This is a genomic window from Ruegeria sp. CH2 (genome assembly GCF_056537065.1).
In genome coordinates, this window is record NZ_JBQFQV010000003.1 from 248675 (window position 1) to 261335 (window position 12661).

The 12661-nt window shown below is 59.2% G+C and carries 15 protein-coding genes; 14 read left to right on the forward strand and 1 reads right to left on the reverse strand.

Features of this window, described 5'->3' with window-relative positions; translation table 11 throughout:
• Window positions 1-21: 21 nt before the first annotated feature.
• Complete coding sequence (locus tag ACR0M9_RS07425) at window positions 22-627, reverse strand: OmpW/AlkL family protein (RefSeq protein WP_209504463.1); 606 nt, start codon at window positions 625-627, stop codon at window positions 22-24.
• A gap of 136 nt (window positions 628-763) precedes the next feature.
• Here ACR0M9_RS07425 and ACR0M9_RS07430 point away from each other — a divergent pair, with 136 nt between their 5' ends.
• From ACR0M9_RS07430 to nuoE, 14 genes are all read left to right on the forward strand, one after another.
• Window positions 764-2287 carry an AMP-binding protein gene (locus ACR0M9_RS07430; RefSeq protein WP_480773232.1) on the forward strand — a complete coding sequence of 508 codons (1524 nt, stop codon included), beginning with the start codon at window positions 764-766 and terminating at the stop codon, window positions 2285-2287.
• Window positions 2284-2658 (forward strand): hypothetical protein, encoded by a 375-nt coding sequence (locus ACR0M9_RS07435; RefSeq protein ID WP_480481792.1) that lies wholly within the window; start codon window positions 2284-2286, stop codon window positions 2656-2658. Before ACR0M9_RS07430 ends, ACR0M9_RS07435 begins: the two co-directional genes overlap by 4 nt.
• The gene (locus tag ACR0M9_RS07440; protein ID WP_480773233.1) at window positions 2655-4262 is read left to right on the forward strand and encodes a carboxyl transferase domain-containing protein; all 1608 of its coding nucleotides are present in this window, start codon (window positions 2655-2657) and stop codon (window positions 4260-4262) included. The genes ACR0M9_RS07435 and ACR0M9_RS07440 overlap by 4 nt, the downstream gene beginning before the upstream one ends.
• Window position 4263: 1 nt before the next feature.
• Window positions 4264-4689: an ASCH domain-containing protein gene (locus tag ACR0M9_RS07445; protein ID WP_480773234.1), complete on the forward strand. Its 426-nt coding sequence runs from the start codon at window positions 4264-4266 to the stop codon at window positions 4687-4689.
• Between the two features lie 3 nt (window positions 4690-4692).
• Window positions 4693-6624, forward strand: coding sequence for an acetyl/propionyl/methylcrotonyl-CoA carboxylase subunit alpha (locus ACR0M9_RS07450; RefSeq protein WP_480773235.1), 1932 nt, complete (start codon window positions 4693-4695; stop codon window positions 6622-6624).
• Window positions 6625-6702: 78 nt separating this feature from the next.
• A complete protein-coding gene (locus ACR0M9_RS07455; protein WP_480773236.1) occupies window positions 6703-7554 on the forward strand; it encodes a hydroxymethylglutaryl-CoA lyase in 852 nt (283 codons plus the stop codon).
• A gap of 1 nt (window position 7555) precedes the next feature.
• Window positions 7556-8338: a crotonase/enoyl-CoA hydratase family protein gene (locus ACR0M9_RS07460; protein ID WP_480773237.1), complete on the forward strand. Its 783-nt coding sequence runs from the start codon at window positions 7556-7558 to the stop codon at window positions 8336-8338.
• Between the two features lie 193 nt (window positions 8339-8531).
• Window positions 8532-8897 (forward strand): NADH-quinone oxidoreductase subunit A, encoded by a 366-nt coding sequence (locus tag ACR0M9_RS07465; protein ID WP_209504455.1) that lies wholly within the window; start codon window positions 8532-8534, stop codon window positions 8895-8897.
• On the forward strand, window positions 8888-9421 hold the full coding sequence (locus tag ACR0M9_RS07470) for a NuoB/complex I 20 kDa subunit family protein (protein ID WP_209504454.1): 534 nt from the start codon (window positions 8888-8890) through the stop codon (window positions 9419-9421). Before ACR0M9_RS07465 ends, ACR0M9_RS07470 begins: the two co-directional genes overlap by 10 nt.
• 12 nt (window positions 9422-9433) lie before the next feature.
• The gene (locus ACR0M9_RS07475; protein ID WP_267362853.1) at window positions 9434-10039 is read left to right on the forward strand and encodes an NADH-quinone oxidoreductase subunit C; all 606 of its coding nucleotides are present in this window, start codon (window positions 9434-9436) and stop codon (window positions 10037-10039) included.
• Window positions 10039-10212: a hypothetical protein gene (locus tag ACR0M9_RS07480; protein ID WP_010442775.1), complete on the forward strand. Its 174-nt coding sequence runs from the start codon at window positions 10039-10041 to the stop codon at window positions 10210-10212. Before ACR0M9_RS07475 ends, ACR0M9_RS07480 begins: the two co-directional genes overlap by 1 nt.
• Before the next feature lies 1 nt (window position 10213).
• The gene (locus ACR0M9_RS07485; protein ID WP_267362849.1) at window positions 10214-10336 is read left to right on the forward strand and encodes a hypothetical protein; all 123 of its coding nucleotides are present in this window, start codon (window positions 10214-10216) and stop codon (window positions 10334-10336) included.
• Window positions 10336-11559, forward strand: a complete 1224-nt coding sequence (locus ACR0M9_RS07490) for an NADH-quinone oxidoreductase subunit D (RefSeq protein WP_171631140.1) — start codon at window positions 10336-10338, stop codon at window positions 11557-11559. Before ACR0M9_RS07485 ends, ACR0M9_RS07490 begins: the two co-directional genes overlap by 1 nt.
• Window positions 11559-12659 (forward strand): NADH-quinone oxidoreductase subunit NuoE, encoded by a 1101-nt coding sequence (gene nuoE / locus ACR0M9_RS07495; RefSeq protein ID WP_480773238.1) that lies wholly within the window; start codon window positions 11559-11561, stop codon window positions 12657-12659. The genes ACR0M9_RS07490 and nuoE overlap by 1 nt, the downstream gene beginning before the upstream one ends.
• Window positions 12660-12661 lie beyond the last annotated feature (2 nt).

The following is a 12661-nucleotide window of genomic DNA, read 5'->3' on the forward strand; positions in this document are numbered from 1 at the left end:
CGGGGCGTTTCGATCAAAGGATCAGAAGCGATGAACGTAGGAAATACCGACCAGCCAAGGGTCGATGTTCGCAGTGCCAATATCGGCTCCGTTCAGAGTGACGTCCGAGTCGATGTCGAACCAGCGTACATTCAGACGGACTGCACCTTTGTCGGTGATCATGTAGTCGAGACCGGCTTGCAGCGAAACGCCGAAGGAATCATCGACCTTGAGGTTGCCAAGGGCAGATTGCTCGTCAAAGAAGATGGTATAGTTCAGACCGGCGCCGACATAGGGCTTCCAGGCGCTATTGGTCGGGAAGTGATAGTTCAGCGACAAGGTGGGCGGCAGATGCTTGACGCTGCCAGCGTCCACGCTTCCGCCCAAGGTGACGTTATGTTTGAACGGGGTCGCGGCCAGCAGCTCGATCCCCAGGTTGTCCTGGATGAAATACTCGGCGGTGAAGATCGGGCGCGTATCCGAGTCGATATCGGCGCTCAGGCCGGCCAGTGTTCCGTTGTTGGATTTCGGGTCCAGGTACCCCACACCGATTCCGAGCGTCCAATCCCCCTGAGATTGGGCAAACGCAGGAGCAGCCAGAGCCACCAACGCGGTGGAAAGGGTCAATGCGGCGAGTTTCTTGGTCATTGTCTTGCCTTTGGTTCTGTTGATGACCTTGGTGTTGCAGCGATTGGAACTGCCCACTCTGATCTGCATCAAGTTTATGTGAAGGAGTTGGTTGCAGTTGAACCGCGAAGTGCAGGAAATATAGGGAAAATTCGCCGTGCTAACCGCTGAGCGCATACCGGGTTTGCGCCCGGATGGAGGCTGGGATCTGCCGGACAGGCTGAACATGGCGCAACAGTGCCTGCGGCATGCGGGGGACCGGGTCGCGCTGATCGATTTGACCGGACCGGACCCGCAGCACATCAGCTTTGCGCAGCTGTCGCAAATGACAGACGGAATAGCCCGCGCATTATTGCGCCATGTGCAGCCCGGTGATCGCGTCGGAGTGTTGCTGAGCCAGTCGCCATGGTGTGCGGCGGCCCATCTGGCGATCTGGAAGATCGGGGCTGTGTCGGTCCCTTTGTTCAAACTGTTCAAGCAGGACGCGCTGCGGTCGCGGGTCAGTGACGCAGGTGCCGGGATTGTACTGACCGACGCCGAAGGGGCTGATCTGTTGGGTGATCTGGCCACGCCCTTGATTGCAGCGGAAATTGGCGAAGACGGTCCCGCTGTACCATTTGCCGCGACCGGCCCTGACGATCCGGCTGTGTTGATCTATACCTCGGGCACAACCGGCAGCCCGAAGGGCGCGCTGCATGGGCACCGGGTTCTGACCGGTCATTTGCCAGGCGTTTCGATCAGCCATAATCACTTGCGCGAAGGCGACTGTCTTTGGACCCCGGCGGATTGGGCGTGGATCGGCGGGTTGTTCGACGTGCTGATGCCGGGTCTTGCGCTGGGCATTCCTGTTGTCGCGGCACGGCTTGAGAAATTCACCCCCAAGGCCTGCGCTGACATCATCGCGCGTGGCGGGGTGCGGAACGTCTTTTTCCCACCAACGGCGCTGCGAATGCTCAAGGCAGCAGATCAGGTGATCCCCGGTCTGCGCTCGGTCGCGTCCGGGGGTGAACCGCTGGGTGCCGAAATGCTGGCATGGGGACAGAAGGCCTTTGGTCTGACGATCAACGAGTTTTACGGCCAGACCGAGTGCAACATGGTCGTATCCTCCTGCGCCGAAGATTTCCCTGTGCGCCCCGGCTGTATCGGCCAACCGGTGCCGGGGCATGAGGTTGCGGTGATTGATGAGGACGGAAACCCGACCGGGGACGAGGGCGACGTCGCCATCCGGCACGGCTCGGCCTCGATGCTGCTGGAATACTGGAACCGCCCCGAAGCGACCGCAGACAAGTTTCGCGGCGACTGGCTGATCACCGGCGACCGCGGCGTGTGGGAGGGCGACTATCTGCGCTTTGTCGGTCGGGACGATGACGTGATTACCTCCGCCGGGTATCGCATTGGCCCAGCTGAGATCGAGGATTGCCTGCTGACCCACCCGGCGGTGGCGACGGTAGGCGTGGTCGGAAAACCTGACCAGCTGCGGACCGAGATCGTCAAGGCTTATGTAGTGTTGAAGACGGGTGCTGAGGCCACGGAGCGCGAGTTGCAGGACTGGGTCAAAGACCGTCTGGCGCATTATTCGTATCCGCGCGAGGTGGCGTTTCTGGAGGAGCTGCCGATGACGGTGACGGGGAAGGTGATCCGAAAGGAACTGAAGGCGCGGGCGGCGGGGGAATTGAAATGAATAAGATTCTGCGGCGTCTGTCAGGGTTAAAGTGCCCTAAATGTGGGGTGCCGCAGCCCTTGAGTGTTTTGAACACTATGGTTGGCAGTGAGGAGTACGTGCCAGCTGTAAGGTGTGGTAACTGCGAAGCTTGGCTGCGCGTTAAGTCCAAGAATGGGGTTTTTCATTTCTTACTATTGCTTTTTCTGATGACGCTGCCTTTGCCATTCTTGGCACTGGATGAGATTAGTATCAATTTGAACAACCCTGAAGGGCTGTTCAATTGGCCCCTCTCGTCTTCTGCAAAGAGCGTAATCTTCTACATAATTTACTTCGCAGTGGTGGTCTTGCCCATAAGTAATCGGGCATTGAAGGTGGATATCTACAAATGAAACTCACATCCAAAGCCATGCCCGGCTCCGAGGGCTTCAAGACAAACCGCACCGCTCATCTCGATGCGCTGGCGCAAATCTCTGCTGCTGCCGAAGCAGCCCGCATGGGCGGGGGCGAGAAATCCCGCGCGCGGCATGAATCCCGAGGCAAGATGTTGCCGCGCAGGCGGGTGGCGAACCTGCTTGATCCGGGGTCGCCGTTCCTTGAAATCGGGGCGACAGCGGCACATGGGATGTATGGCGATGCAGCACCTTGTGCCGGGGTCATCGCGGGGATTGGCCGGGTGCAGGGGCGCGAAGTCATGGTGGTGTGTAACGATGCCACCGTGAAGGGCGGCACCTATTATCCGATGACCGTCAAGAAGCACCTGCGCGCGCAGGAGATTGCCGAGGAAAACAATCTGCCGTGCATCTATCTGGTCGACAGTGGCGGCGCGAACCTGCCCAATCAGGATGAGGTGTTCCCAGACCGCGACCACTTTGGGCGTATCTTCTACAATCAGGCGCGGATGAGCGCGAAGGGTATCCCTCAGATTGCCGTGGTGATGGGATCATGCACGGCGGGTGGGGCCTATGTTCCTGCAATGTCCGATGTGACGATCATCGTAAAGGAACAGGGCACGATCTTTCTGGCAGGGCCACCATTGGTCAAAGCTGCAACGGGTGAGGTTGTCAGCGCTGAAGATCTGGGTGGTGGCGATGTGCATACGCGCCTGTCGGGTGTGGCAGATTATCTGGCCGAGGATGACGCACATGCGCTGGCATTGGCGCGGCGGGCTGTCGGGTCATTGGGGGGTGCCGGGCTGAAGCCCGGCCTACGGTTCGAAGCACCCGAGGAGCCAGCTTATGATCCGGAGGAAATTCTGGGAGTCGTTCCCGCCGATTTGCGGACACCTTATGACATTCGTGAAGTGATTGCACGGCTGGTCGATGGCTCTCGATTTGATGAGTTCAAACCCCGATTTGGCGAGACACTGGTCACCGGCTTTGCCCATGTCAAAGGGTGTCCCGTCGGGATCATTGCCAACAATGGCGTGCTGTTCTCGGAGGCCGCGCAAAAGGGCGCGCATTTCGTGGAGCTGTGTTCGCAGCGCAAAACCCCGCTGGTGTTTTTGCAGAACATCACCGGCTTCATGGTTGGTCGCAAATACGAAAACGAAGGCATCGCGCGGCATGGGGCCAAGATGGTGACCGCCGTGGCCACCACCAACGTGCCCAAGATCACCATGTTGGTGGGCGGCTCGTTCGGGGCCGGTAACTATGGCATGGCTGGACGCGCCTATCAGCCGCGGTTCCTGTGGACATGGCCGAATTCGCGGATTTCGGTGATGGGGGGCGAGCAGGCAGCTGGTGTTCTGGCCACCGTCAGGCGCGATGGGATCGAACGACAGGGCGGCACATGGTCAGCTGAGGAAGAGGCAGAATTCAAACGCCCGACACTGGATATGTTTGAGGAACAGTCCCACCCGCTCTACGCTTCGGCCCGCCTCTGGGACGACGGCATCATCGACCCGCGCAAAAGCCGCGATGTGCTCGCCTTGTCGCTGAGTGCGGCGCTGAATGCCCCGATTGAGGAGACACGTTTCGGCGTGTTCAGGATGTAAGATGAACGTTTCATTGAATGACGTCATGGCCCGCTATCCTGGTGCCCAGACTTTCAAGTTTGGTGACAATGCCCGGCTGAGTGCTGAGCTGCTGGCTCTGGTACGATCAGGGCGGAAAACGGCAACCTGCGGTGCGTTGCGCGACTATCCCGAAGGTAGCCCTGACACTCCTGTTGTCGGGCGGAGAGACATTGCGCTGGATTGGGATGATCGTCCGGCCTTGGTGATCGAAACGGTCGACGTCTCGACCTGCCGATACTGCGACGTAACCGAGGATTTCGCGTTGGCAGAGGGCGAAAATGAAACGCTCGAGGGATGGAGAGAGGGGCATCGCCAGTATTTCGAACGCAATGGCGGATTTGATCCCGAGATGGTGCTGCTGTGCGAACGATTTCGCCTTGTCGAAGATCTGGCGGTTGAGGGGTAAGCTATGTTCAACAAAATCCTGATTGCCAACCGGGGCGAGATTGCTTGCCGGGTTATGGAAACCGCTCAGAAGATGGGCGTATCTTGCGTTGCTGTTTATTCCGATGCGGACGCTGCGGCCAAGCATGTGCAGATGGCGGATGAGGCCCTTCATATCGGTGGCCCCGCCCCGGCGGAAAGCTATCTGAAGGGCGATGTGATTATTCAGGCTGCGCTGGATACGGGCGCGCAGGCGATCCATCCCGGTTATGGCTTCCTGTCAGAGAACCCCGATTTCGTTGACGCGGTCGAGGCCGCGGGTTTGACCTTTATCGGCCCATCAGCGGATGCGATCCGCAAGATGGGTCTCAAGGATGCGGCCAAGGTGTTGATGGAACAGGCTGGCGTGCCTGTGGTGCCCGGCTACCATGGCGACAATCAGGATCCCGAACACCTGGCAGGTGCGGCTGATACGATTGGGTATCCGGTGCTGATCAAGGCCGTTGCAGGCGGTGGCGGTAAAGGTATGCGTCTGGTCGAACGCCCCGAGGATTTCCGTTCCGCATTGGACAGCGCACGGGGCGAAGCCAGAACCGCTTTTGGCAATGACGCTGTGCTGGTAGAGAAATTCGTGGCCAAACCCCGCCATATCGAAGTGCAGGTATTTGGTGACGGTACCCATGCGGTGCATTTGTTCGAACGCGATTGCTCGTTGCAACGCCGCCATCAGAAAGTGATCGAAGAGGCACCAGCCCCGGGCATGACTTCTGAGATGCGGGAGGCGATGGGGCAGGCGGGCGTGCGCGCAGCCGAGGCGATAGGTTATAAGGGTGCAGGCACGGTGGAGTTCATCGTCGATGCCTCGGACGGGCTGCGCCCCGACAGATTCTGGTTCATGGAGATGAACACGCGTCTACAGGTGGAGCATCCGGTGACAGAAGCCATCACCGGCGTCGATCTGGTCGAATGGCAGTTGCGCGTTGCGGCAGGAGAGAGCCTTCCCAGGCAACAGGATGATCTGTCGATCTCGGGTCACGCCTTCGAGGCCCGGCTTTATGCCGAAGATGTGCCAAAAGGGTTTTTACCCGCGACGGGAACGCTCACTCATCTGGTTTTCCCGGCCAATTGCCGTGCGGATAGTGGTGTTCGCACAGGTGACACCATCAGCCCGTGGTATGATCCGATGATTGCCAAAGTGGTGGTGCACGGTCCGACCCGCGCCGTCGCGCTTGAGACGTTGCACCGAGTGCTGCGGGAAACCGAAGTGGCGGGCACCGTTACGAATCTCGCCTTTCTGGGCGCGCTGACCCGCCATGATGGATTTGCCTCGGGCGATGTGGATACGGGCCTGATCGGGCGCGATCTTAACGGGTTGGTGCAGGAATCTCCGACTTCGGCCGCGACCGCTGTTGCGGCTGCGATGACCGCACTGAATCTGGTGGATGTCACGCCTGACACCGGGTTTTCGCTCTGGGCTCCGCTGCATCGAGCGGTGCAGCTGTCCGATCAGGGAGAGATTCTTGATCTGGACGTGCAGGTCGACGGGCCGGATCGCCAGCTTTGGCAGCTGGGCGAACACCGTGTCGTGGCCGAGCGGATCTCGGGGCGGTGGGCGCTGAGCGGCGCACCGATGCCCCGGGTGGCTGTCAGCGGAACTACTTTGACCGTATTTACTGACTACGGTCGCAGTTTCGACGTTATCGATCCGCTTGACCGGGATGCCAGCGCGACGGGTGACACCAATGTGATCGAAGCGCCGATGCCGGGTCTGGTCAAGGCAGTCTTTGCCACTGCGGGGCAGACCGTTCAGGAAGGCGACCGTTTGGCTATTCTCGAAGCGATGAAAATGGAGCATTCGTTGCTCGCCGCGCGGGATGGTGTGGTGGCCGAGGTGCTGGTCGAAGATGGCGCGCAGGTCGAGGCTGGGGCAGCTTTGGTGCGTTTGGAAGAAGAGTGATCTGTACCCGCACGGCTCGACGTGCCACGGTCGCGCTATCCGTATTTGGAATGAGAGCAAGCCATAAGGGGTTCTGACATGGGTGATCTGGTCGAAATCTACGAAGTTGGACCGCGCGACGGGCTGCAAAACGAAACCCGTGAGATACCGGTTGCCGACAAAGTGGCGCTGATCGACTGCCTTAGCCGCGCCGGGTTCCGTCGAATCGAAGTTGCAAGCTTTGTCTCTCCCAAATGGGTGCCCCAAATGGCTGGATCGGCGCAGGTTCTGGCCGGCATAACCCGGGCGGACGGAGTGCAGTACGCGGCGTTGACGCCGAATATGCGCGGGTACGAGGATGCGCTGGCCGCCAAAGCGGATGAGATTGCCATTTTTGCGTCGGCCTCCGAGGGGTTTTCCAAAGCAAACATCAATGCCTCGATCGCCGAGTCAATCGAACGGTTCACGCCGATACTCGAAGCGGCGCGCCATATCGACCTTCCGGTTCGCGGCTATGTCTCTTGCGTGACCGATTGCCCTTATGACGGCCCGACCCCGCCCGAGAAAGTGGCCGAAGTTGCCGATCGCCTATTTGCGTTAGGCTGTTACGAGGTGTCATTGGGGGACACAATCGGGCAGGGCACACCAGACAAGATCGCTCATATGCTTCTGGCGGTTAGGGAAAGAGTTCCTGTGACGCGGCTTGCCGGGCATTTTCATGACACCAATGGGCGTGCAATCGACAATATCGATGCGGCACTTTCGCTGGGGGTGCGCGTGTTCGACGCGGCCGTGGGTGGGCTTGGCGGTTGCCCGTATGCTCCGGGGGCCGCAGGCAATGTCGCGACTGAAACCGTTGCAGCGCATTTGCAACGGTTGGGCTATCAAACCGGTCTGGATATCGATGTGGTCGAAGAGGCCGCACAGATGGCCAAGGCGTTGAGGGGCTAACATGTTCGAAACAATCTCGATTTCAGCAGACGAACGCGGTGTTGCCACGTTAACTCTGGACCGGGCAGATAAGCACAACGCGCTGTCGGGTCAGATGATTACCGAGCTGACACAGGCCGCGTCGCAATTGGGCCAGGATGGCGCTGTCCGAGCGGTCGTTCTGGCTGCTGCGGGAAAGACGTTTTGCGCCGGTGGTGATTTGGGATGGATGCAGGACCAGATGTCGGCCGACAAGGCGACGCGATTTGTCGAAGCGCGCAAGCTGGCCGAGATGTTGCATGCGTTGAACACGATGCCCAAACCCCTGATCGGGGCACTACAAGGCAACGCCTTTGGCGGAGGCGTTGGGATGGCCGCCGTGTGCGATGTTGCCATCGGTGTAGATAGTCTGAAGATGGGACTGACCGAGACCCGGCTGGGGCTGATTCCGGCGACAATCGGCCCTTATGTTATCGCTCGTATGGGTGAGGCGCGGGCACGGCGTGTGTTCATGTCGGCCCGGTTGTTCGATGCGCCCGAAGCGGTTGATCTGGGATTGCTGGCAAAGGCTGTGCCCTCCGAGCAGCTTGCGGCCGCGATAGAAGAGGAAGTTCGGCCCTATCTTTCGTGCGCGCCGGGGGCGGTTGCATCTGCCAAGGCGCTGGTTCGAACTCTGGGACCTCGTATTGATGATGCCACAATCGACCAGACCATCAACGAACTGGTCGAACGCTGGGAAACGGAAGAGGCGCGTGAAGGGATCGCGGCGTTCTTCGAAAAACGTAAACCTGCATGGAATAAGTAAGTTTACCGAGTTTCCGCAAGCCAATGCAAAACGCGCGAAATGCGATTCTATGCCGCGCTGTCAAGCGTATGTTTGATGGTGAACGGGGCTGTGTTCGGTTGACCCTCTGACCCGGCGGGGATAGAGAATGTCCAGTCAACACGCCAATTGACGGCGCACCCGACAAGATGCGTGCGCAAGAAAGGAGCTATTCGTGGAAGACCTGCTGCGGGAGTACCTCCCGATTCTGGTGTTTCTGGCCGTTGCCGTAGGCCTTGGAATCGTCCTGATTCTTGCCGCCGTTGTACTGGCTGTCCGCAATCCCGACCCCGAAAAGGTCAGCGCATATGAATGTGGCTTCAACGCCTTCGACGATGCGCGAATGAAATTTGACGTCCGATTCTATCTGGTCTCGATTCTCTTCATCATCTTCGATCTTGAGATCGCATTCCTGTTTCCCTGGGCCGTCGGGTTCCGCGATATCAGCGATGTCGGCTTCTGGTCGATGATGGTGTTTCTGGCCGTGCTGACCATCGGCTTTGCCTATGAGTGGAAGAAAGGGGCCCTGGAATGGGAGTGATGACCGGTGCAAACACCGCTGGCGTCGACAAGGAAGTCGCCACCCAGGCCCTGAATGCCGAGTTGCAGGACAAAGGTTTTCTGCTGACCTCGAGCGAGGATATCATCAACTGGGCTCGTACCGGTTCGCTGCACTGGATGACTTTTGGTCTGGCCTGCTGCGCGGTTGAAATGATGCACACCTCGATGCCGCGCTATGATGCGGAACGTTTCGGCATCGCCCCGCGCGCCTCTCCGCGCCAATCTGACGTGATGATCGTGGCCGGCACGCTGACCAACAAGATGGCCCCTGCGTTGCGCAAGGTTTACGACCAGATGCCCGAGCCGCGCTATGTGATCTCGATGGGGTCCTGCGCGAATGGCGGTGGTTACTACCACTATTCCTATTCTGTCGTGCGTGGCTGTGACCGGGTAGTTCCGGTGGATATCTATGTGCCCGGCTGCCCTCCGACCGCCGAGGCGCTGCTTTACGGTCTGCTACAGCTACAACGCAAAATCCGCCGCACCGGCACAATTGTACGCTGAGGGGAAGGGTAGATGAGCGAAGCACTCAAAGAACTCGGCACCCAGCTTGAACTGAAACGAGCCGATTGTGTTCTGTCCTGGGATGTGACCCATGGTGAGCTGAACGTCGATGTGGCGCCGTCGAACCTCGTGGAATTCGTAGAATTCCTGCGGTCGGACCAAAATTGCAAGTTCTCGACACTGGTGGATATCACCGGCGTCGATTACCCCGAACGCGCCAAGCGGTTCGACGTGGTGTATCACTTCCTGTCGATGTACCAGAACCAGCGCATCCGTCTGCGGGTTTCGATCCGCGAAGATGACATGGTGCCTTCGATAGTCGATATCCACCCCTCGGCCAACTGGTTCGAGCGTGAGGTGTTCGACATGTTCGGCATCCTGTTCTCGGGCCATCCAGACTTGCGGCGCATCCTGACGGATTATGGCTTCCGTGGCCATCCGCTGCGCAAAGATTTCCCGACCACGGGCTACACCGAGGTGCGTTATGACGAGGCGCAGAAACGCGTCGTCTACGAGCCGGTCAGTCTGGTGCAGGAGTACCGTCAGTTTGATTTCATGTCCCCATGGGAAGGTGCGAATTACATTCTGCCAGGGGATGAGAAACAGGAGACCGAATAATGGGTGGCATCTGGTGGCTGATCCTGTCTGCGCTGACCATCATTCCGATGGTGAAGATTTTGCCGTTCTTCGGGATCAACAAATACTGGTGCCTGCTGTGTCTGGTTCCCTTTGGCACGATCGCATTGCTGTGGTGGGTCGGGCTGAAACTGCAAGAGTTGGAGCGCCGCTGAGATGATAGGTGAGTTGATCATTCTGGGCGCGTTTGGGGTTCTACTGGCCGGGTCTGCGGTCAAGGCGGTCGAGGCCGAAAAGGTCCGGGTTCGGGCCGAAGCAAAGAAGAAACGAGGGCGTTGATGGACGGCTCAAGATATGATGACGGCAGCACGGACGCGCTGAGCGGCGAGCAGAAGATCCGCAACTTCAACATCAACTTCGGCCCGCAACACCCCGCGGCGCACGGAGTTTTGCGTCTGGTGCTCGAGTTGGACGGCGAGATTGTCGAACGTTGCGACCCGCATATCGGCCTGCTGCATCGTGGCACCGAAAAGCTGATGGAAAGCCGGACGTATCTGCAAAACCTGCCGTATTTCGACCGTCTGGACTATGTGGCACCGATGAACCAGGAACATGCCTGGTGTCTGGCCATCGAAAAGCTGACCGGGGTCGAGGTGCCGCGCCGGGGCTCGCTGATCCGGGTGCTGTATTCCGAAATCGGACGCATCCTGAATCACCTGTTGAACGTGACCACGCAGGCGATGGATGTGGGCGCTCTGACCCCGCCGCTGTGGGGTTTTGAAGAACGCGAAAAGCTGATGGTGTTTTATGAGCGTGCCTGTGGCGCCCGCCTGCACGCCGCTTATTTCCGCCCCGGTGGTGTCCATCAGGACCTGCCGCCCGAACTGCTGGACGATATCGAGGCCTGGAGTCACGAATTCCCAAGCGTCCTTGATGACATTGATGGGCTGCTGACCGAAAACCGCATCTTCAAGCAGCGCAACGCCGATATCGGCGTGGTGACCGAGGATGACATCCAGAAATACGGCTTCTCGGGCGTGATGGTGCGTGGATCGGGTCTGGCCTGGGACCTGCGTCGCGCGCAGCCCTACGAGTGCTATGATGAGTTTGAATTCCAGATTCCCGTCGGCAAGAACGGCGATTGCTATGACCGCTACCTTGTCCGCATGGAGGAAATGCGCCAGTCGCTGCTGATCATCCGTCAGGCCATCGCCAAAATCCGCGAGTGCCCCGGTGACGTTCTGGCACGCGGCAAGATCACTCCACCGAAACGCTCGGACATGAAGACCTCGATGGAGAGCCTGATCCATCACTTCAAGCTGTATACCGAAGGCTTCCATGTGCCTGCCGGTGAGGTCTATGCTGCCGTCGAAGCCCCCAAGGGCGAGTTCGGCGTCTATCTGGTCGCCGACGGCACCAACAAACCCTACCGCGCCAAACTGCGCGCACCGGGCTTCCTGCACCTGCAAGCCATGGACCACGTTGCCAAAGGCCACCAACTGGCCGACGTCGCCGCCATCATCGGCACCATGGACGTCGTATTTGGAGAGATTGACCGCTAATGCTCCGCCGTCTTCATCCCGAACAACCCGAAAGCTTTGCCTTCACTGCTGCCAACCAGCAATGGGCCGAAGCGCAGATCACCAAATACCCCGAAGGCCGTCAGGCCAGTGCGGTCATTCCGCTTCTGTGGCGTGCGCAGGAGCAGGAGGGCTGGCTGAGCCGTCCGGCGATTGAATCCGTCGCCGACATGCTTGGTATGGCCTATATCCGTGTGCTTGAGGTGGCCTCGTTCTACTTCATGTTCCAGCTGCAACCGGTTGGAACGGTTGCGCATATTCAGGTTTGTGGCACGACCTCTTGCATGATCTGCGGGGCCGAGGATCTGATCGCTGTCTGCAAGGAGAAGATCGCGGCCAAGCCACACGTGCTGTCCGCCGATGGCAAGCTGAGCTGGGAAGAGGTCGAATGCCTTGGCTCCTGCACCAATGCGCCGATGGCGCAGATCGGCAAGGATTACTACGAAGACCTGACCGCTGAGAGCTTTGGCAAGATTCTTGATGATCTGGTGGCAGGCAAAGTTCCGACGCCGGGCCCGCAGAATGGTCGCTATGCGGCTGAACCGCTCAAGGGGCTGACCAGCCTGACGGAGTATGACAGCGGCAAAACGCGGTACAACGCCAGCGTCGAACTGGCCACCGATATTGGCGATACGGTCAAGCGTATCGATGGGACCGAGGTTCCGATCCTGACCCCTTGGTTGGGCAAGGATGGCCAAGCGGCTGCGACCAAAGCTGCACCGAAGCCGCCCAAAGCGCCAGCCCCGGCGAAACCCGCTGTGAAACAGGCCGCTGAGGCGAAGGCAGCGAAAGAGGACCAGCCCGAAACACTCACAGGCGCGCGCGACGGCAAGGCAGATAACCTGAAACTGTTGAAAGGCGTAGGCCCCAAGCTGGAGCAGACCCTGAACGAGCTGGGCTTCTTCCACTATGATCAGATCGCTGCCTGGACACCGGAACAGGTCGCCTGGGTCGATGCACGGTTGAAGTTCAAGGGCCGGATCGAGCGCGATGGCTGGATTGAACAGGCAGCCAAGCTTGCGGCGGGTGAGGAAACCGAATTTGCCAAACGTGCCAAGGAAGATGGCACCTACAAAGACTAAAC